Origin of the sequence: Tepidimonas alkaliphilus (genome assembly GCF_007556595.1) — a bacterium.
In the GTDB taxonomy this organism is placed as follows: Bacteria; Pseudomonadota; Gammaproteobacteria; order Burkholderiales; family Burkholderiaceae_C; genus Tepidimonas; species Tepidimonas alkaliphila.
Genome location: NZ_VJNB01000001.1, coordinates 123924 through 143239, shown reverse-complemented (window position 1 = coordinate 143239; position 19316 = coordinate 123924). Strand labels below are relative to the sequence as shown.

The window sequence follows — 19316 nt, the reverse complement described above, 5'->3', positions numbered from 1 at the left end:
GGCGTTACAAGACCGCGCGCACGGCCTGGACGCACAGCGCCATCAGCCCGCCCGGCAACAGCCCCAGCAGCAACACCAGCGCGCCATTGGCCGACAGCACCGCACGCACTTCCAGCGGCGCCTCGATCGGCGCGCTTTGCTGCGGGGCATCGAAATACATCACCTTAATCAGGCGAATGTAGTAGAACGCGCCGACCAGCGAGGCCAGCACGGCAAACACCGCCAGCCCTACGTAAAGCCCTCCCCCAACCGCCAGCAGCGCCTGCAACACCGCCAACTTGGCGTAAAAGCCAACCAGCGGCGGGATGCCGGCCAGCGACAGCAAGCAGGCCGCCATCACGCCGGCATACAGCGGACTGCGCTGGTTGAGACCAGCAAAATCCCCCAGCTCCTCCGACTCAAAACCGGTGCGCGTCAGCAGCAGCATCACGCCGAAGGTGGCCAGCGTCGTCAGCACATAGGTGACGACGTAGAACATCGCGGCGCCCCAGGCTTCGCCGGCCAAGCCGGCGCCGCCGCCGATGCCGCCAACCAACGCCAGCAGCATAAAGCCCATCTGCGCAATGGTGGAAAACGCCAGCATCCGCTTGACGTTGCGCTGCGCCACCGCGGCCAGGTTGCCGACCACCAGCGACAGCACCGCCAGCACCGCCAGCATCGACTCCCAGTCCGTCGCCACGCCGGGCAGGCTCTCGGCCAGCAGCCTCACCAAGATCGCAAACGCCGCAAGCTTGGGCGCGCCACCGATCAGCAGCGTAATGGCGGTCGGCGCCCCGTGATAAATGTCCGGCACCCACATGTGAAACGGCACCACGCCGAGCTTGAACGCCAGCCCGGCGACGACGAACACCACGCCCAGCGTCAACACCAGCGGCTCGCGCACGCCAGCGGCCACCGCCTGCGCCACCGTCGGCACGTGCAAGCTGCCGGTGGCGCCATACACCAGCGACAGGCCGTAGAGCAAAAAGCCGCTGGCCAGCGCGCCAAGCACAAAATATTTCATCGCCGCCTCGGTGGCACGCGCATCGTCACGGCGCAGCGCCACCAGCGCGTAGCTCGACAGCGTCAGCAACTCCAGGCCGAGGTACAGCACCAAAAAGTGGTGGCCGCTGATCATGATGAACATGCCCAGCAGCGCGAACATCGACAGCGTGAACAGCTCGCCGCCGCGCAGCATGTCGCGCGCGCCCGCATACGGGCGGGCATACACCAGCGTCACCATCAAGGCCACGCTGGCAAAGGCTTTGAGCCACGCCGCCATCGGGTCGCTGACGATCATGCCGCCAAACCCCACCAAGGTGGCGCCGCTGACGGCAAGGTAGCCTTCCAGGCCCGCCACCGCCGCCAGGGTCAGCAGCGTCAGGCGGTAAGTCGCTTCGCGATGCGGGCTATCGACAAAAAGGTCGAACAGGGCGATCACGCACGCCATCACCAACAGCAGCAATTCCGGTGCGGCGGTCGCCCAACTGATGGCATCGATCATCGGCAAGTCGCTTTCTTGGTCAGGCTGTCAAGTTGGACCGGTGGCCCAGTCGGTTCAAATCAGCTTGGAGACGGCCACGTGGCGCAGCAATTGCTGCACCGACGGCTCCATGGCGTCCGTAAACGGCTTCGGATGGATGCCGAGGTAGAGCACCATCAACGCCAGCAGCGCCAAGATCAGGTACTCGCGGGCGTTGAGATCCTTCAGCACCTTGACGTGCTCGTGCACCGGCGCGCCAAGATAGACGCGCTTGAACATCCACAGCGAATACGCCGCGCCAAGGATCAGCGAGGTCGCTGCCAGCAGACCGATCCAGAAGTTCTCGCGCACCGCGGCCAGGATCACCATCCACTCGCCGACGAAGCCGGCCGTGCCCGGCAGGCCGGCGTTGGCCATCACGAACAGCGCCGCGAACGCCCCGAACGCCGGCATCGTGTTGAGCACCCCGCCGTAGTCCTTGATCTCGCGCGAATGCACGCGGTCATAGAGCACGCCGATGCACAGGAACATCGCCGCCGACACAAAGCCGTGCGCGATCATCTGCACCAGGCCGCCGCTGACGCCCAGGTCGTTGAACAGGAAAAAGCCCAGCGTGACGAAGCCCATGTGCGCCACCGACGAGTAGGCCACAAGCTTTTTCATATCATGCTGCACCATCGCCACCAGGCCGACGTAGATGACGGCCACCAGCGACAGGCCGATGACCAGCGGCGCCCACTCGTGCGACGCATCCGGCGTGATCGGCAGCGAGAAGCGCAGGAAGCCGTAGGCGCCGAGCTTGAGCATGATCGCCGCCAGCACCGCTGAGCCGCCGGTGGGCGCCTCCACGTGCACGTCCGGCAGCCAGGTGTGCACCGGCCACATCGGCACCTTGACCGCGAACGCCGCGAAGAACGCGAAGAACAGCGCCGTCTGCACGCCCGCCGGCAGCGGCAGCGCCCACCACGTCGCCAGGTCGAAGCTGCCGGAGACGTTGTAGAGGTAGACCAGCGCCACCAGCATCAGCAGCGAGCCCAGCAGCGTGTAGAGGAAAAACTTGAACGCGGCGTAGATCTTGTTCGGGCCGCCCCAGATGCCGATGATGATGTACATCGGGATGAGCGTGGCCTCGAAGAAGATGTAGAACAGCATCGCGTCCAGCGCCGCGAACACGCCGATCATCAGGCCCGACAGGATCAGGAACGCGCCCATGTACTGGTTGACGCGCTCGGTGATCACCTCCCAGCCGGCCAGCACGACGATCACCGTGATGAACGCCGTCAGCGGCACCAGCCACAGCGAGATGCCGTCGACCCCGAGGTGGTAGTGGACGTTGAAGCGCTCGATCCACGGCGCCTTCTCGACGAACTGCATCGCGGCGGAGGAGGCGTCGAAGCCGGCCACCAGCGGCACCGTCACCGCCAGCCCCAGCAGCGCCCCCACCAGCGCGATCCAGCGCACGGCGCGCGCGTGCTCGTCGCGCCCCAGCGCCAGCAGCACCGTCCCGAAAGCGATCGGCGTCCAGATCGCCAGACTCAGCAGACCCATGCGTGCGTTCTCCTCAGCGGGCGAGCCAGACGTAGGTGGTCATCAGCGCCACCACGCCGACGATCATCACGAAAGCGTAGTGGTACAGGAAGCCGGTTTGCAGCCGCCGCACCACCGCGGCCAGCGCGCCGACGACCTTCCAGCTCAGGTTGACCACGCCGGTCTCGATGACGCCGCGGTCCCCCCCCTTCCACAGTCCCACACCGATGGCGCGCGCGGCGCGCGCGATGACGTGCTCGTTGATCCAGTCCATGTAGTACTTGTTTTCCAGCACCACCACCAGCGGCCGCAGCGCCTGCGCGATGCGGCCAGGCAGCTCAGGCCGCACCATGTAGAGGTACCAGGCCGACACCGCCCCGGCCAGCGCCAGGTAGAACGGCGGCGTGCTGAAGGCGTGCAGCGCCATCGCCAGCGGGCCGTGGAAGATTTCCGCGAACTTGGCCATCGCCGGGTGCTGGTCGGCGTGCACCTCGATCGAGGCAGCGAGGAACTCGCCAAACAGCATCGGCTGGATCGTCAAGTAGCCGATCACCACCGACGGCACCGCCAGCAGCAGCAGCGGCGCGGTCACCACCCACGGCGACTCGTGCGGCTTGCCATCGCCGTGGTCGTCATGGTGGCCGTGGTGCGCGTCCGGGTTCTGGTCGTAGCGCTCGGCGCCGTGGAAGACCAGGAAGTACACGCGGAACGAGTAGAACGCCGTCACGAACACCCCGGCCAGCACCGCGGCGTACGCGAAGCCCGAGGCCGGCAGGTTGCTGAAGTGCACCGCCTCGATGATCGCGTCCTTCGAATAGAAGCCGGAGAACAACGGCGTGCCGATCAGCGCCAGCGTGCCGAGCAGGAAGGTGATCCAGGTGATCGGCATGTACTTGCGCACGCCGCCCATCCAGCGGATGTCCTGGTTGTGATGCATGCCGATGATGACCGAGCCGGCCGCCAGGAACAGCAGCGCCTTGAAGAACGCGTGCGTCATCAGGTGGAACACCGCCACCGAGTAGGCCGACGCGCCCAGCGCCACCGTCATGTAGCCGAGCTGCGACAGCGTCGAATACGCCACCACGCGTTTGATGTCGTTCTGGATGATGCCAAGGAACCCCATGAACAGCGCGGTGATGGCGCCGATCACCAGGATGAAGTTCAGCGCCGCATCCGACAGCTCGTAGATCGGCGACATGCGCGCGACCATGAAGATGCCGGCCGTCACCATCGTCGCGGCGTGGATCAGCGCCGAGATCGGCGTGGGGCCTTCCATCGAGTCCGGCAGCCAGACGTGCAGCGGAAACTGCGCGCTCTTGCCCATCGCGCCGATGAACAGGCAGATGCCGATCACCGTCACCAGCATCGCCTCCTGCCCGAAGACGTACCACGGGAATTCGATCGTGGCGAGCTTGTCGGCCTGGTCGAAGATCTCGTTGTAGTTCAGCGTGCCGGTGTAGGCCGCCAGCAGCCCGATGCCGAGGATGAAGCCGAAGTCGCCGACCCGGTTGACGAGAAAGGCCTTCATGTTGGCGAAGATCGCCGTCGGCCTGTTGAACCAGAAGCCGATCAGTAGGTACGACACCAGGCCCACCGCCTCCCAGCCGAAGAACAGCTGCAGCAGGTTGTTGCTCATGACCAGCATGAGCATCGAGAACGTGAACAGCGAGATGTAGGCGAAGAAGCGGTTGTAGCCCGGGTCGTCCTCCATGTAGCCGATGGTGTAGATGTGCACCATCAGCGACACGAAGGTCACCACGCACATCATCATCGCGGTCAGGCCATCGACCAGGAAGCCAATCTCCATCTTCAGGCCGCCGATGACCATCCACTCGTAAATCGTCTGGTCGAAGTAGGCGTCGTCGAGCGCGACGCGCTTGAGCGTGATCGCCGACAGGATGAACGACACCAGCACGCCCAGGATGGTCAAGCTGTGCGCGGCGCGCCGACCCAGCACGTTGCCACCGAGGCGGGTCCCCAAAATACCGGCCGCAGCGGCGCCAGCGAGAGGCGCCAGCGGCACGGCCAGCAGCATGCTTGCAGAGAGAGTGGTCATGATGTTTTGCGCCGTCGATGGAAGGCCGACTGATCGATCAGCCCTTCAGGCTGTGCAACGACTCCACGTCAATCGAAGCTTGGTTGCGGAACAACAGCACCAGAATCGCCAAACCGATCGCCGATTCGGCCGCGGCCACGGTCAGGATGAAAAACACGAACACCTGTCCGTGCAAATCACCAAGGTAGTGGGCGAAGGCGACGAAATTGAGATTGACCGCCAGCAGCATCAGCTCGATGGCCATCAGCAGCACGATCAGATTCTTGCGATTGAGAAAAATACCAACCACGGACAGCGCAAACAGCAGCGCACCCACGGCCAAAAAATGGCCAACGCTCAAAGCACCGAGCGAGCTCATGCCCCCTCCTCCTTCTGCGGCGTGGACGCGGGCGCCGCCACCCGGGCCGCCGGCACCGGCAGCACCCGCAGCCGCTGCTCAGCCTTGACCCGCACCTGCACGCCGGGATCGATCGTCTTGGTGTCCTTACGCCCGCGCAGCGTCAGCGCAATCGCCGCCACCATCGCCACCAACAGGATCACGGCTGCCGCCTGCACAGGGTAAAGGTATTCACTGAACAACAGCCGCCCCAACTCGTAAGTGTTGTTGTGATCCGGTGCATGCATGGCGCGCGCAGCCACCGAAGGATCCGCCACGGCGGTGGGAAAACCCGCCCACACCACGGCGATCAACTCGATGCTGACCACCCCGCCCAGAATAAGCGCCAGCGGCAGATGGCGCCAAAAGCCAGCGCGCATGGCATCGACGTTGAGATCCAGCATCATGACGACAAACAGAAACAGCACCATCACCGCGCCGAGATACACCAAAACCAGCGCAATGCCGAGAAACTCGGCTTTCAGCAACAACCACAGCGCCGCCGCCTGCGAAAACGCCAGCATCAAATACAACACCGCATGCACCGGGTTGCGCGCCGTGATCACGCGCAATGCGGAAAACAGCAGCACCGCTGAAAAAACATAAAAAAAGCCGGCAACAAAGTCCATGGTCAATCCGGTCAGGAGGCGGCTTGAAGTTTAGCGGTATTTGGCATCGGCTGCTTTTGCCGCGGCGATTTCTTTTTCGTAGCGATCGCCCACCGCCAGCAACATCTCTTTGGTGAAATAGAGGTCGCCGCGCTTTTCTCCGTGGTATTCAAAGATGTGCGTCTCGACGATCGCATCGACCGGACAGGCCTCTTCGCAAAAACCGCAGAAGATGCACTTGGTCAGGTCAATGTCGTAGCGCGTGGTGCGGCGCGTGCCATCCTCGCGCTGAGCCGACTCAATCGTGATGGCCATCGCCGGGCACACGGCTTCGCACAACTTGCAGGCGATGCAACGCTCCTCGCCGTTGGGATAACGACGCTGCGCGTGCAGGCCGCGAAAACGCGGCGACAGCGGCGTTTTTTCTTCCGGATACTGCAGCGTGACCTTGGGGCGCAGCGCGTAACGACCGGTCAGGGCCATGCCCTTGAACAGCTCCAGGAGCAGAAAGCTCTTGAAGAAATCTTTCAGCGAAAACGGCGCGACGGCATTGGCGGACATGCGGCGTGCCTCCAGGTTTATTTCCAAGGATTCCACGGTGTCTGCATGACAGCACCCACCAACAGCAGCCAAACCAGCGTAACTGGAATGAAGATTTTCCATCCCAGCCGCATAATCTGGTCATAACGGAAACGCGGGAATGTTGCGCGAATCCAGATGAACATCGACACCACGATGAACGTTTTGAGACCCAGCCAAATCCAGCCTGGCACTGCGTGGAAAACCGGATGGTCGATTGGCGGCAGCCAGCCGCCCAAGAACATCAGCACCGCCAGGATCGAAACCAGCCACATGCTGGCGTACTCGGCCAGGAAGAAGATTGCGAAGCCCATGCCGGAATACTCAACCATGTGGCCGGCCACGATCTCAGCTTCGCCCTCGACCACGTCGAACGGGTGACGGTTGGTTTCCGCCACCGCCGAAATCAAGTAAACCATAAAAATCGGCAACAGCGGCAGCCAATTCCACGAGAGAAAGCTCAACCCCATCTCGGCGCCCACACCGCGCGATTGCGAGGCCACGATGTCCGCCAGATTCAAGCTGCCGGCCGTCATCACCACCACCAAGAAGCAAAAGCCGATGGCGATTTCATAACTGACCATCTGGGCTGACGCACGCAGTGCGCCAAGAAAGGCGTATTTGGAATTGGACGCCCAGCCGGCAATGATGATGCCATAGACCTCGATTGAGGTGATGGCCAAAATCACCAACAAACCGGCGTTGACGTTGGCCAGCACCACGTCGGGCCCAAACGGCACCGCCACCCACGCGGCCAGCGCCGGCATGATGGCCAGCACCGGCCCCAGGCGAAACAGCCCGCCATTGGCCGCGGTCGGACGAATCAGCTCTTTGGTCAGGAGCTTGAGCGCGTCCGCAATCGGCTGCAGCAGCCCAAACGGCCCAACGCGATTGGGACCGAGTCGCACCTGCATCCACGCCAGCAGACGCCGTTCCCACCATGTCAGGTAGGCAACCAACAGCATCAGGGGAGTCAGCAGCACCGCAATCTTGATCAGGATCCACAGCACGGGCCAGCCGGCCTGCGTCCACCACGCCGCTTGACTCAGACCCAAGCCCCCTTGGTAGATGGCGTCGATCATGCGCACACTCCTTCAGCGGCAGCGACACGCGCGGCGCGGGCGTCGGCGGTGGCCTGCAGCGCCGGCGCGCGGCGCACCAACGCGTCAAGCTGGTAGATGGAGGCCACGCACGGCACGCGCTGCGCCGGCGTCAGGTCGATCGGCGCCGTCGTCGCGTTGTCCAGCCGCGCCGCCGGCACGAAGCCGCCGTCGGCCACGCCCGGCAGCGCCGCAGCCAGCACCTGCGCCGACGATTCGAAGTCGAAGCCGCTCAGCTGCAGCAGGTTGCCCAGCACCCGCAGCACCTTCCACGCCGGGCGCGTCTGCCCCAGCGGCTTGACCACCGCCTGGAAGCTCTGCAGCCGTCCCTCAGCGTTGACAAACGAGCCCGAGGTCTCAGTGAACGGCGCCACCGGCAGCAGCACGTCGCTGAGCTCGAGGTTGGTCTTGAACGGGCTCAGCGTCACCACCAGCTCGGCCTCGCGCAGCGCCGCCCCGTCGCCGGCGGTGTCGGCGCCCGGCTCCACGCCGAGCAGCACGGCAGCCTTGAGACCCCCGCCGAGCATGCGCTGCGCATCCAGCCCACCCTCGCCCGGCAGCGCGCCGACCAGCTGCGCGCCCACCGTGTTGGCGGCCTCCGTCAGGTAGCCCCAGCGCGCGCCGGTGTGCTGCGCGATCCACTGCGCCAGCGCCAGCAGGCTCGCGGCCCGTTCGTGGTGCGCCGCCGCGTTGCCGAGCAGCACCGCCTTGCGCTCGCCGCCGCGCAACGAGGCGGCGATGGCGCGCGCCGTCTCGTCGGCCGTCACGCCCTCGGTGCCGGCCGGGCGCGCCACGCCCAGCGCCTCGGCCAGCGCCACCGCCACGCGCGCCAACGTCTCGGCCCAGTGCGTGGCCGGCGCCTGCAGCACCGCGTGCAACGGCATCGCCCAGTCCGGCCGCTGCGCCGCCAGCGCCGAGACCTGTGCACCCTTGCGCACCGCCTGGCGGATGCGCTGCGCGAACAGCGGATGATCCTTGCGCAGGTTGGAGCCGACCACCAGCGCGCGGTCAAGCGAGGACAGTTCGGCAATCGGCAGCCCGAGCCAGCGCGCCCGCCCGGCCGGCGCGGCGTGATCGAATGCGTGGCTGCGCAGGCGGTGGTCGATGTTGGAGCTGCCGAGCCCCGCCATCAACGCGCGCGCCAGCCACAGCTCCTCCACCGTGGCGTGCGGGCTGGCCAGCAGGCCGAGCGCGCCGGCGCCGTGGCGCTCGCGCACGCCCTGTAGGCCCTGGGCGACGAATTCCAGGGCCGTCTTCCAGTCCACTTCGTTCCACTGCCCTCCTTGCTTGACCATCGGCTGGGTCAAGCGGTCGGGGCTGTTGAGCGCCTCGTAACTAAAGCGGTCACGATCGGCGATCCAGCATTCGTTGACAGCCTCGTTCTCGTAAGGAACGACGCGCAGCACGCGGTCGCCCTTGACCTGCACGACGAGGTTGGCGCCGGTGGAATCGTGCGGGCTGATGCTGCGGCGCCGCGCCAGCTCCCACGTGCGCGCCGCGTAGCGGAACGGCTTGCTGGTCAGCGCTCCCACCGGGCACAAGTCGATCATGTTGCCTGACAACTCGGAATCCACCGAGGCGCCGAGGAAAGTTTCGATCTCGGAATGCTCGCCGCGGTGGCTCATGCCGAGCTCCATGACGCCGGCGATCTCCTGCCCGAAGCGCACGCAGCGGGTGCAGTGGATGCAGCGGCTCATCTCCTCCATGGCGATGAGCGGCCCGACGTTCTTGTGAAAGACGACGCGCTTTTCCTCCTCGTAACGCGAGCGCGTGCCGCCGTAGCCCACCGCCAAATCTTGCAGTTGGCACTCGCCGCCTTGATCGCAAATCGGGCAGTCCAGCGGGTGGTTGATGAGCAAAAACTCCATCACCGCCTTCTGCGCCTTGACCGCCTTGTCGCTCTTGGTGCGCACCACCATGCCCATCGCCACCGGCGTGGCGCAGGCCGGCATCGGCTTGGGGGCCTTTTCAATATCGACCAGGCACATGCGGCAGTTGGCCGCGATCGACAGCTTCTTGTGGTAACAGAAGTGCGGGATATAGACACCGGCCTTCTCGGCCGCATGCATGACCATGCTGCCGGGCGGCACCGCCACCTTTTGGCCGTCGATTTCGATTTCCACCATGGCGGGGCTTCCCTCAGACATAGGCCGGAACCATGCAGGTCTTGTGTTCGACGTGGTACTCGAATTCGTGGCGGAAGTGCTTGATCATCCCGCGCACCGGCATCGCCGCCGCATCCCCCAGCGCGCAGATCGTGCGGCCCATGATGTTTTCGGCGACGTTGTCGAGCAGCTCCAGATCCTGCGGACGACCCAGCCCGCGCTCGATCCGATCCACCACGCGCCACAGCCAGCCGGTGCCTTCGCGGCACGGCGTGCACTGGCCGCACGATTCGTGCATGTAGAAGTAGCTTAGCCGCTGCAGCGACTTGACCATGCAGCGCGTCTCGTCCATGACGATGACGGCGCCGGAGCCCAGCATCGAGCCGGCCTTGGCGATGGCGTCGTAGTCCATCGTCAAGTCCATCATGATCTCGGCCGGCAGCACCGGCGCCGAGGAACCGCCGGGGATCACAGCCTTGAGCTTGCGCCCGCCGCGCACGCCGCCGGCGAGTTCCAGCAGCTTGGCAAACGGCGTACCCAGCGGGATCTCGTAGTTGCCGGGGCGCTCGACGTCGCCGCTGACCGAGAAGATCTTGGTGCCGCCGTTGTTGGGCTTGCCGACCTCCAGGTAGGCCTGGCCGCCGTGGCGGATGATCCACGGCACCGCGGCGAACGTCTCGGTGTTGTTGATGGTGGTCGGCTTGCCGTAGAGGCCAAAACTCGCTGGGAACGGCGGCTTGAAGCGCGGCTGGCCCTTCTTGCCTTCCAACGACTCCAGCAGCGCCGTCTCCTCGCCGCAGATGTAAGCGCCCCAGCCATGGTGGGCGTAGAGCTGGAAGCTGAAGCCGCTGCCAAGGATGTTGTCGCCGAGGTAGCCGGCGGCGCGCGCCTCTTCCAACGCTTCTTCAAAGCGCTCATAAACTTGGAAGATCTCGCCGTGGATGTAGTTGTAGCCGACCGAAGCGCCGATCGCGTAGGCGGCGATCAGCATGCCCTCGATGACGATGTGCGGGTTGTGCATCAGGATGTCGCGGTCCTTGCACGTGCCGGGCTCGCCCTCGTCAGAGTTGCAGACCAGGTATTTCTGCCCCGGGAACTGCCGCGGCATGAAGCTCCACTTGAGGCCCGTGGGAAAGCCCGCGCCGCCGCGACCGCGCAGGGCGCTGGTCTTGACCTCGGCAATGACCTCATCCGGCGTCATGCCCGGCCCGCCATCCTTGCCGAGCACCTTGCGCAGCGCCTGGTAGCCGCCGCGGGCCTCGTAGTCTTTCAGCCGCCAATTGGTGCCGTCAAGCCCGGCGTAAATCTGCGGCTGAATGTGGCGCCCGTGGAAGCAGGTCTGCACCCCAGTGGCCTGGAACTGCTTCAGCAAAGCCTCGACCTTCATGCCCGCTCCTCCGCAGCCGCCGCGCGCAGCCCCTCGATCAGCTGATCCAGCCTCTCCGGCGTCATGAAGCTGCACATGTGCCGGTCGTTGACCAGCAGCACCGGCGCGTCGGCGCACGCGCCCAGGCACTCCGATTGCTGCAGCGTGAAACAGCCGTCGGCGGTGGTGCCGCCCGGCTCCACGCCGAGCTTGTCGGCCAGCAGCTTCAGCGTGCGCGCCCCGTCGCGCAGCGCGCACGGCAGGTTGGTGCAGACGTTGATCTTGAAACGCCCCACCGGCTGGGTGTTGAACATGTTGTAGAAGGTCGTGACCTCGTGCACGGCCATCGGCGCCATGCCAAGGTAGTCGGCCACCGCCAGCTCCGCCGCGGGGCTGACCCAGCCCTGCTCTTGCTGGATGATGGCCAGGCACGCCATCACGGCCGACTGCCGCTGATCCGCCGGGTACTTGGCCACCTCGCGCGCAAAGCGCTGCTTGGTCGCCTCCGACAGCGCCATCGGCTCGACGGGGCGGGGGGTGTCGGTGCTCATCGGTCGATCTCTCCAAACACGATGTCCAGCGTGCCGATGATAGCCACCGCGTCGGCCAGCATGTGCCCGCGGGCCAGCTCGTCCAGCGTCGAGAGGTGCGCAAACCCCGGCGCGCGGATCTTGAGGCGATAGGGCTTGTTGGCGCCGTCGCTGATCAGGTAAATGCCAAACTCGCCCTTGGGGTGTTCCACCGCGGCGTAGGCCTCGCCGGGCGGCACGTGGAAGCCCTCGGTGAACAGCTTGAAGTGGTGAATGAGGGCCTCCATGTCGGCCTTCATCGCCTCGCGCTTCGGCGGCGCCACCTTCAGGTTATCGGTGATGACCGGGCCGGGGTTGGCGCGCAGCCAATCCACGCATTGCTTGATGATGCGGTTGGACTGGCGCATTTCTTCCATGCGCACCAAGTAGCGATCGTAGGTGTCGCCATTGGTGCCGACTGGAATATCGAAATCCAGCCGATCATAGACCTCGTACGGCTGCTTCTTGCGCAAATCCCACGGGATGCCGGAGCCGCGCAGCATCGGGCCGGTCATGCCCAGCGCCAGCGCCTTCTCCGGCGGCACGACGCCGATGCCAACCGTGCGCTGCTTCCAGATGCGGTTGTCGGTCAGCAGCGTGTGGTATTCGTCCAGGTACTTGGGGAAGCGCTGCGTGAAGTCGTCGATGAAGTCCAGCAGCGAGCCCTGGCGGTTGCGGTTGAGCTCCTCGGTGGCGCGGGCGCTGCGCACGCGGCTGGGCTTGTGCTGCGGCATCGTGTCCGGCAGGTCACGATACACCCCGCCCGGGCGGAAGTAAGCCGCATGCATGCGCGCGCCAGACACCGCCTCATACATGTCGAACAGATCCTCGCGCTCGCGGAAGCAGTAGAGGAGAATAGTGGAGCTGCCGCAGTCGTTGCCGTGCGAGCCGAGCCACATCAAGTGATTCAGCAGCCGCGTGATTTCGGCGAACATCACGCGGATGTATTGCGCGCGGATCGGCACCTCGATGCCGAGCAACTTCTCTATCGCCAGACAGTAGGCGTGCTCGTTGCACATCATCGAGACGTAGTCCAGCCGGTCCATGTAGGGCAGCGACTGGATATACGTCTTGTGCTCGGCGAGCTTCTCGGTGGCGCGGTGCAGCAAGCCGATGTGCGGGTCGGCGCGCTGCACGACCTCGCCGTCGAGCTCCAGCACCAGGCGCAGCACACCGTGGGCGGCGGGGTGCTGCGGGCCGAAGTTGAGGGTGTAGTTCTTGATCTCTGCCATGTCTGCGATCCAGCTCGGGCGCCGCAGGCGCGCCGTTTAGTGCAGCCCCCCGTAGGCGTCCTCGCGAATGATGCGCGGGGTGATTTCGCGCGGCTCGATCGTCACGGGTTCATACACCACGCGGCGCCGCTCAGGGTCGTAGCGCATCTCGACGTGCCCGGACAGCGGGAAATCCTTGCGGAACGGGTGCCCAATGAAGCCGTAGTCGGTCAGGATGCGGCGCAGGTCGGGGTGGCCCTCGAAGACGATGCCGAACAGGTCGAACGCTTCGCGCTCATACCAATTCGCGGAAGGCCACACATCAACCACCGAATCGATCATGGGGAAGTCATCATCCGGGCAGAATGTGCGCACCCGAACCCGCTGGTTCAAGGTCACCGACAGCAGATGCACCACCACCGCAAAGCGCGGGCCTTCCCAGCGGCCGTCGCCGTAGGTGGAGTAATCCACCCCGCATAAATCGATCAGCTGCTCGAAGCGGCAGCCGTCGGCGTCGCGCAACCTCAGCATCGCCTCGTGGTAGCGCGCCGCCGGCACGACCGCTGTGACTTCGCCGCGCTGCAGCTCCACGCGCGCCTCGAGACCGTCCAGCGCCGCCTGCACGGCGTCATGCACCGCCTCCGGCGCTGGGCGCTCGGTCTGCTGCGCCAGCGCGGCCCAGCGCCCGACATCCAAGCTTTGTGTCATCGCTTGCCCCTCCTGCCCAGCCTTGTCCGTCAGACGCGCGCGATGGTTTGCGTGCGCCGGATCTTGTGCTGCAGCTGGATGATCCCGTACAGCAGCGCTTCCGCCGTCGGCGGGCAGCCCGGCACGTAAACGTCCACCGGCACGATACGGTCGCAGCCGCGCACCACGCTGTAGCTGTAGTGGTAGTAGCCGCCGCCGTTGGCGCACGAGCCCATGCTGATGACCCAGCGCGGCTCGGCCATCTGGTCATACACCTTGCGCAGCGCGGGGGCCATCTTGTTGCACAGCGTGCCGGCCACGATCATCAAATCCGACTGGCGCGGGCTGGCGCGGAACACCTCGGCGCCGAAGCGGGCGATGTCGTAGCGCGCGGTGGCCGCGTGCATCATTTCGACCGCGCAGCACGCCAGACCAAACGTCATCGGCCACAGGGAGCCGGTCTTGGCCCAATTCACCACCGCGTCGTAGCTGGTGGTGAGAAAACCCTGCTTGAACACACCCTCGATCATGCGTCTGCTCCTGGCCTGCGCCGTCCTAAGCTGTCGGACGGCGCGCGAGCGCCGGCGGGAGAGCCTCAATGCTCACTCCCAGTCCAGCGCCCCTTTTTTCCATTCGTAAACAAAGCCCACCACCAGGATCATCAAAAACATGACCCCGGCCCAAAAGCCCGTGGCGCCAATATCGGCAAACGCCACCGCCCACGGGATCAGGAAGGCAATTTCGAGATCGAACAGAATGAACAGGATAGCCACGAGGTAGTAGCGCACGTCGAACTTCATGCGCGCGTCTTCAAACGCCTCGAAGCCGCATTCGTAGGGGGAGTTTTTTTCAGGGTCGGGACGCTGCGGCCCGAGCAGATAGCCCACCACTTGAGGGAGCACGCCCACCGCCAATCCCACCAATAGGAACAGCAACACGGGCAGATACTGCTCGAGGCTCACGGTCGTCTCCGAAAAAAGGCGCCCTGAAGGCGCCCTTGTTGTGATGGTTCTGTGGTGCCGACGGCGAGACTCGAACTCGCACAGCTTTCGCCACTACCCCCTCAAGATAGCGTGTCTACCAATTCCACCACGTCGGCAAGGGCGGCATCGTCGAGGGCCGGATCTGGCTGCACCTCACCGGCTGCGCAGCGCATCCATCGACGACGAACCCGCGAATTGTAGCCGGAAAACCCAGCGCTTGACGGGCCCTTCGTCACAGCCCGTTTGCCACCTTCACTTGCCCGGAATTTGCGACGCCTGATCGGCTGCGCCTGCAGGCGGCGCGGCTGGCGCAGCCGGGGCCGCCGGCGCCGGTGGCGCAGCCCGCTCCAGCACGCTGGAGCCAGGTGCGGCGGCTTGGGGACGCTGATAGCCGATGAAGGCCAACCCCAAGGTGGAAGCCAAAAACACCGTGGCCAGCACCGCGGTGCTGCGGGACAAAAAATTGGCCCCGCCGCTGGCGCCGAACAGGCTGGCGGAGGTGCCGCCAAAGGCCGCGCCCGCATCGGCCCCTTTGCCATGCTGCACCAGCACCAAGCCAATCATCGCCAGCGCCGACAGCACTTGCACGATCACCAGCAGCGTATGCAAAACGTTCATGCTTGCCCTTTCTTGGGTTCGAGAAAGATCGACCGCGCTGGCCAAACAGCCTGCCTCACCCGCGGGCGGCCCGGCCCATCGATCGAGCCGCATCAAGCTGCGGCGGCCACGATGCGCAGAAATTCGTCCGCCTTCAGGGAGGCCCCGCCAACCAGACCGCCGTCGATGTCGGGCTGAGCCAGCAGCGCCGCGGCGTTGCTGGCGTTCATGCTGCCACCATAGAGGATGCGCACCGCTCGATCATCCGGCAGCGCCGCGCGCAGCTGCGCGCGCAGCAGCGCGTGCACCGCCTGCGCCTGCTCTGGCGTAGCGGTGCGGCCCGTGCCGATCGCCCACACCGGCTCGTAGGCGACCACCATGCCGGCTGCCGCAGCGCCCACGGACTGCAACACGGCGGCGAGCTGGCGTTGCACCACCGTTTCCGTCTGCCCTGCGTCGCGCTGCGCCTGGGTTTCGCCGACGCAGACGATCGGCGTCAAACCCGCGGACAGCGCCCGCTGCGCCTTGGCCGCGACCACCTCATCGGTCTCACCGTGGTATTGACGCCGCTCCGAATGGCCAACGATGACGTAGCGGCAACCAAAGTCGCACAGCATCGCGGCGCTCACTTCGCCGGTGTAAGCGCCGCGCTCGTGCGCAGAGACGTCCTGCGCGCCCCAGGCCACCGGGCTGCCCTGGCACAGCGCCTGCACCTGCGCCAAGTAAGGCGCCGGCACACACACCGCCACATCGGCCCCAAGCGCCGCTGGCAATCCGGCCAGCACAGCGCGCAGCAGCGCCTCGTTGGCCTCGAGGCTGCCGTTCATCTTCCAGTTGCCTGCAATCAGCTTGCGCGTCACGAAAGCGTCCTCCAGAGCGTGTTCAGGACGGCGGCGCCGTCCAATCCAGAATGATTTTGCCGATGTGCGCGCCGGACTCCATCAAGGCATGCGCCTCGGCGGCCTGCGCCGCCGGCAGCACACGGTGCACCACCGGACGGATCGCTCCCGATTCCAACAGCGGCCAGACCCGCTGGCGCAGCGCGTGCGCGATCGCCGCCTTGAACGCCACCGGGCGCGGCCGCAGCGTCGAGCCGGTGATGGTCAGCCGCCGGCGCAGCACCTGGCCGGCGTCGAAGCGCGCCTCGGCGCCACCCTGCACCGCGATGATGACCAGCCGACCATCGTCGGCCAGACAGCCGATCTCGCGCTCCACGTAGGGGCCGGCGACCATGTCGAGGATGACGTCGGCGCCGCGGCCGGCGGTCAGGCGCTGCACCTCGGCGACGAAATCCTGCTCGCGGTAGAGGATCGCGTGCTCAGCCCCGAGTTGCCGACAGGCCTCTGCCTTGTCGCGGCTGCCGACGGTGACAAGCACGCGCGCGCCAAAGGCGCGCGCCATCTGGATCGCCGCCACGCCGATGCCGCTGGCGCCCCCGTGCACGAGCAACGTCTCGCCGGCCTGCAGCCGGCCGCGGTCGAACACGTTGCTCCAGACGGTGAAAAAGGTCTCCGGCAGCCCGGCGGCCTCGACGTCGGTCCAGCCGCGCGGCACCGGCAGCACCTGGCCGACCGGTGCGACGCAATATTCGGCGTAGCCGCCGCCGGCCAGCAGCGCGCAGACGCGCTGGCCGATGCGCAGCCCGGCAGCCTCCATCGCCTTGACGTCGCCGCTCTCGATGGCGCCGGCCACCTCCAGCCCCGGCACGTCGGAGGCGCCGGGCGGCGGCGGGTAGGCGCCGCGGCGCTGCAGCACGTCGGGGCGGTTGACGCCGCTGGCGCTCACGCGGATCAGCACCTCGCCGTCGCGCGGCTGCGGCCTAGGGCGCTGCGCCAGCCGCAGCACGTCGGGCGCGCCCGGGGCGCTGATCTCAATCGCGTTCATCAGGTGAGCCATCGCCGTCCCCCGCGCGCCGTCGTGGAACCGTGCGTCACTGCTGCTGCTGTTGCTGCTGCTGCGCCGCCTGCGCGCCGGGCTCCAGCAGCGCGCGCATCGACAGCTTGACGCGGCCTTTGTCGTCGGTCTCGATGACCTTGACCTTGACCACTTGGCCCTCTTGCAGCACGTCGCTGACCTTTTCGATGCGCTGGTTGGCGATTTGGCTGATGTGCAGCAGACCATCGCGACCCGGCAGGATGTTGACCAGGGCGCCAAAGTCGAGCAGCTTGGTGACCGTGCCTTCATAGACTTGCCCCACTTCCACCTCGGCGGTCAGCTCCTCGATGCGCTTGCGCGCCAGCGCGGCGCGGTCGGCGTCGGTGGAGGCAATGGTGATGGTGCCGTCTTCGGCAATGTCGATCGTCGTGCCGGTCTCCTCGGTAATGGCGCGGATGGTGGCGCCGCCCTTGCCGATCACGTCGCGGATGCGCTCCGGGTTGATCTTCATCGTATAAAGCCGCGGGGCGTAGATCGAAATCTCTTCGCGCGCACCCGCGATGGCTTCTTGCATCTTGGCCAGGATGTGCAGGCGCGCCTCCTTGGCCTGGGCCAGCGCCACCTGCATGATCTCCTTGGTGATGCCCTGGATCTTGATGTCCATCTGCAGCGCCGTGACGCCCTGCGTGGTGCCGGCGACCTTGAAATCCATGTCGCCGAGGTGGTCCTCGTCACCCAGGATGTCGGTCAGCACCGCGAACTTGTTGCCTTCCTTGATCAGGCCCATGGCGATGCCGGCCACGTGCGCCTTCATCGGCACGCCGGCGTCCATCAGCGCGAGGCACCCGCCGCAAACGGTGGCCATCGACGAGGAACCGTTGGACTCGGTGATCTCGGAGACGACGCGGATGGTGTAGGGGAACTCATCCTTGCTTGGCAGACAGGCCACCAGCGCCCGCTTGGCCAGGCGACCGTGGCCGATCTCGCGCCGCTTCGGCGCGCCGACCCGCCCCGTCTCGCCGGTGGCAAACGGCGGCATGTTGTAGTGCAGCATGAAGCGGTCCTGGTATTCACCCGACAGCGCGTCGATGATCTGCGCGTCGCGCTCGGTGCCCAGCGTGGCGATCACCAGCGCCTGCGTCTCGCCGCGCGTGAACAGCGCCGAGCCGTGGGTGCGCGGCAGCAAGCCGGTGCGGATCTCGATCGGGCGCACGGTGCGCGTGTCGCGGCCGTCGATGCGCGGCTCACCGCTGAGGATCTGCTGGCGCACGATGCGCGCCTCGATCTCGAACAGCAGGCCGTCAACCTTGACCTCGTCGAACGCGACGCCCTGCTCCGTCAAGCCGGCCTTGACCGCCGCGTAAGCTTCGCGCAACGCTTGCGTGCGGGCCTGCTTGTTGCGGATCTGGTAGGCCGCGCGCAGCCGCTGCTCGCCCAGCTCGGTGACCTTGGCGATCAGTGCCTCGTCGCGCGGCGGCGGCTGCCAGTCCCACGCCGGCTTGCCGGCCACGCGCACGAGGTCGTGGATGGCTTCGATGACCACCTTGCCCTGCTCGTGGCCGAACATGACGGCCTCCAGCATCACATCTTCGGGCAGCTGATCGGCCTCCGATTCCACCATCAGCACCGCCGATTCGGTGCCGGCCACCACCAGATCCAGACGCGAGTTGGCGCGCTGCGCCGGCCCGGGGTTGAGCACATACTCGCCGTTGATGTAGCCGACGCGCGCCGCACCAATCGGCCCGTTGAACGGGATGCCGCTGATGGCCAGCGCGGCGCTGGAGGCAATCATCGCCGGGATGTCGGCATCGACGTCCGGGTTCAGCGACAGCGTGTGGACAACGATCTGCACCTCGTTGAAAAAGCCGTCCGGAAACAGCGGCCGGATCGGGCGGTCGATCAGGCGGCTGGTCAGCGTCTCGTATTCGCTCGGGCGACCTTCGCGCTTGAAAAAGCTGCCGGGAATCTTGCCGGCAGCATAGGCTTTTTCGACGTAATCGACTGTCAGCGGGAAGAAGTCCTGGCCCGGCTTGGCTTCGGGACGGGCGACGACGGTGGCCAGCACGACGGTGCCGTCCATGTCGAGCAGCACGGCGCCGGTGGCCTGGCGGGCGATCTCGCCAGTCTCCATGGTGACCGTATGACGGCCCCACTGAAAAGTTTTGGTGTGTTTCTGAAACAGGCTCATGGAACGATTCCTTCAAGGGACGTCGCC

General features: G+C 65.9%; 18 protein-coding genes and 1 tRNA gene. All 19 read right to left on the bottom strand.

Annotated features, from left to right (window positions below; all coding sequences use genetic code 11):
* Positions 1 to 4: 4 nt before the first annotated feature.
* The 19 genes from nuoN to pnp all read right to left on the bottom strand — a co-directional run bounded on the left by nuoN (position 5) and on the right by pnp (position 19289).
* Positions 5 to 1483 carry an NADH-quinone oxidoreductase subunit NuoN gene (gene nuoN, locus Talka_RS00710; protein ID WP_143889102.1) on the bottom strand — a complete coding sequence of 493 codons (1479 nt, stop codon included), beginning with the start codon at positions 1481 to 1483 and terminating at the stop codon, positions 5 to 7.
* A 54-nt stretch (positions 1484 to 1537) separates the two neighbouring features.
* Positions 1538 to 3010, bottom strand: coding sequence for an NADH-quinone oxidoreductase subunit M (locus tag Talka_RS00705; RefSeq protein WP_143889101.1), 1473 nt, complete (start codon positions 3008 to 3010; stop codon positions 1538 to 1540).
* Positions 3011 to 3023: 13 nt separating this feature from the next.
* Positions 3024 to 5048, bottom strand: coding sequence for an NADH-quinone oxidoreductase subunit L (nuoL, locus tag Talka_RS00700; RefSeq protein ID WP_143889100.1), 2025 nt, complete (start codon positions 5046 to 5048; stop codon positions 3024 to 3026).
* A gap of 34 nt (positions 5049 to 5082) precedes the next feature.
* Complete coding sequence (nuoK, locus tag Talka_RS00695) at positions 5083 to 5403, bottom strand: NADH-quinone oxidoreductase subunit NuoK (RefSeq protein ID WP_143889099.1); 321 nt, start codon at positions 5401 to 5403, stop codon at positions 5083 to 5085.
* Positions 5400 to 6050: an NADH-quinone oxidoreductase subunit J gene (locus tag Talka_RS00690; protein ID WP_143889098.1), complete on the bottom strand. Its 651-nt coding sequence runs from the start codon at positions 6048 to 6050 to the stop codon at positions 5400 to 5402. The genes nuoK and Talka_RS00690 overlap by 4 nt, the downstream gene beginning before the upstream one ends.
* Before the next feature lie 30 nt (positions 6051 to 6080).
* Positions 6081 to 6590 carry an NADH-quinone oxidoreductase subunit NuoI gene (gene nuoI, locus Talka_RS00685; RefSeq protein WP_143889443.1) on the bottom strand — a complete coding sequence of 170 codons (510 nt, stop codon included), beginning with the start codon at positions 6588 to 6590 and terminating at the stop codon, positions 6081 to 6083.
* 17 nt (positions 6591 to 6607) lie between these two features.
* A complete protein-coding gene (nuoH, locus tag Talka_RS00680) occupies positions 6608 to 7690 on the bottom strand; it encodes an NADH-quinone oxidoreductase subunit NuoH (RefSeq protein ID WP_143889097.1) in 1083 nt (360 codons plus the stop codon).
* The gene (gene nuoG, locus Talka_RS00675) at positions 7687 to 9834 is read right to left on the bottom strand and encodes an NADH-quinone oxidoreductase subunit NuoG (RefSeq protein ID WP_143889096.1); all 2148 of its coding nucleotides are present in this window, start codon (positions 9832 to 9834) and stop codon (positions 7687 to 7689) included. The genes nuoH and nuoG overlap by 4 nt, the downstream gene beginning before the upstream one ends.
* Positions 9835 to 9847: 13 nt before the next feature.
* Complete coding sequence (nuoF, locus tag Talka_RS00670; protein WP_143889095.1) at positions 9848 to 11200, bottom strand: NADH-quinone oxidoreductase subunit NuoF; 1353 nt, start codon at positions 11198 to 11200, stop codon at positions 9848 to 9850.
* Positions 11197 to 11730 (bottom strand): NADH-quinone oxidoreductase subunit NuoE, encoded by a 534-nt coding sequence (gene nuoE, locus Talka_RS00665; protein ID WP_246100508.1) that lies wholly within the window; start codon positions 11728 to 11730, stop codon positions 11197 to 11199. Before nuoE ends, nuoF begins: the two co-directional genes overlap by 4 nt.
* Positions 11727 to 12980 (bottom strand): NADH-quinone oxidoreductase subunit D, encoded by a 1254-nt coding sequence (locus Talka_RS00660; protein WP_143889094.1) that lies wholly within the window; start codon positions 12978 to 12980, stop codon positions 11727 to 11729. The genes nuoE and Talka_RS00660 overlap by 4 nt, the downstream gene beginning before the upstream one ends.
* Positions 12981 to 13016: 36 nt before the next feature.
* Positions 13017 to 13667 carry an NADH-quinone oxidoreductase subunit C gene (locus Talka_RS00655; RefSeq protein WP_143889093.1) on the bottom strand — a complete coding sequence of 217 codons (651 nt, stop codon included), beginning with the start codon at positions 13665 to 13667 and terminating at the stop codon, positions 13017 to 13019.
* Between the two features lie 29 nt (positions 13668 to 13696).
* Positions 13697 to 14176, bottom strand: a complete 480-nt coding sequence (locus tag Talka_RS00650) for a NuoB/complex I 20 kDa subunit family protein (protein ID WP_143889092.1) — start codon at positions 14174 to 14176, stop codon at positions 13697 to 13699.
* 72 nt (positions 14177 to 14248) lie between these two features.
* A complete protein-coding gene (locus Talka_RS00645; RefSeq protein WP_143889091.1) occupies positions 14249 to 14608 on the bottom strand; it encodes an NADH-quinone oxidoreductase subunit A in 360 nt (119 codons plus the stop codon).
* A 52-nt stretch (positions 14609 to 14660) separates the two neighbouring features.
* Positions 14661 to 14745: transfer RNA gene (locus tag Talka_RS00640), tRNA-Leu, on the bottom strand.
* Between the two features lie 136 nt (positions 14746 to 14881).
* Positions 14882 to 15247, bottom strand: a complete 366-nt coding sequence (gene secG / locus Talka_RS00635) for a preprotein translocase subunit SecG (protein WP_143889090.1) — start codon at positions 15245 to 15247, stop codon at positions 14882 to 14884.
* Between the two features lie 92 nt (positions 15248 to 15339).
* Positions 15340 to 16086, bottom strand: a complete 747-nt coding sequence (gene tpiA, locus Talka_RS00630) for a triose-phosphate isomerase (RefSeq protein WP_143889089.1) — start codon at positions 16084 to 16086, stop codon at positions 15340 to 15342.
* A 22-nt stretch (positions 16087 to 16108) separates the two neighbouring features.
* The gene (locus tag Talka_RS00625) at positions 16109 to 17110 is read right to left on the bottom strand and encodes an NAD(P)H-quinone oxidoreductase (protein WP_246100507.1); all 1002 of its coding nucleotides are present in this window, start codon (positions 17108 to 17110) and stop codon (positions 16109 to 16111) included.
* A gap of 46 nt (positions 17111 to 17156) precedes the next feature.
* Entirely contained in the window at positions 17157 to 19289 is a 2133-nt protein-coding gene (pnp, locus tag Talka_RS00620) for a polyribonucleotide nucleotidyltransferase (protein WP_143889087.1), read from the bottom strand.
* Positions 19290 to 19316 lie beyond the last annotated feature (27 nt).

What these genes read in the sequence shown, in the direction of transcription:
- pnp (WP_143889087.1), bottom strand. Translation starts at nt 19,289, where the DNA reads ATGAGCCTGTTTCAGAAACACACCAAAACTTTTCAGTGGGGCCGTCAT.
- nuoG (WP_143889096.1), bottom strand. Translation starts at nt 9,834, where the DNA reads ATGGTGGAAATCGAAATCGACGGCCAAAAGGTGGCGGTGCCGCCCGGC.
- Talka_RS00650 (WP_143889092.1), bottom strand. Translation starts at nt 14,176, where the DNA reads ATGATCGAGGGTGTGTTCAAGCAGGGTTTTCTCACCACCAGCTACGAC.
- nuoF (WP_143889095.1), bottom strand. Translation starts at nt 11,200, where the DNA reads ATGAAGGTCGAGGCTTTGCTGAAGCAGTTCCAGGCCACTGGGGTGCAG.
- Talka_RS00655 (WP_143889093.1), bottom strand. Translation starts at nt 13,667, where the DNA reads ATGACACAAAGCTTGGATGTCGGGCGCTGGGCCGCGCTGGCGCAGCAG.
- nuoH (WP_143889097.1), bottom strand. Translation starts at nt 7,690, where the DNA reads ATGATCGACGCCATCTACCAAGGGGGCTTGGGTCTGAGTCAAGCGGCG.
- Talka_RS00625 (WP_246100507.1), bottom strand. Translation starts at nt 17,110, where the DNA reads ATGAACGCGATTGAGATCAGCGCCCCGGGCGCGCCCGACGTGCTGCGG.
- Talka_RS00660 (WP_143889094.1), bottom strand. Translation starts at nt 12,980, where the DNA reads ATGGCAGAGATCAAGAACTACACCCTCAACTTCGGCCCGCAGCACCCC.
- nuoN (WP_143889102.1), bottom strand. Translation starts at nt 1,483, where the DNA reads ATGATCGATGCCATCAGTTGGGCGACCGCCGCACCGGAATTGCTGCTG.
- nuoI (WP_143889443.1), bottom strand. Translation starts at nt 6,590, where the DNA reads ATGTCCGCCAATGCCGTCGCGCCGTTTTCGCTGAAAGATTTCTTCAAG.
- Talka_RS00690 (WP_143889098.1), bottom strand. Translation starts at nt 6,050, where the DNA reads ATGGACTTTGTTGCCGGCTTTTTTTATGTTTTTTCAGCGGTGCTGCTG.
- nuoE (WP_246100508.1), bottom strand. Translation starts at nt 11,730, where the DNA reads ATGAGCACCGACACCCCCCGCCCCGTCGAGCCGATGGCGCTGTCGGAG.
- Talka_RS00705 (WP_143889101.1), bottom strand. Translation starts at nt 3,010, where the DNA reads ATGGGTCTGCTGAGTCTGGCGATCTGGACGCCGATCGCTTTCGGGACG.
- secG (WP_143889090.1), bottom strand. Translation starts at nt 15,247, where the DNA reads ATGAACGTTTTGCATACGCTGCTGGTGATCGTGCAAGTGCTGTCGGCG.
- nuoK (WP_143889099.1), bottom strand. Translation starts at nt 5,403, where the DNA reads ATGAGCTCGCTCGGTGCTTTGAGCGTTGGCCATTTTTTGGCCGTGGGT.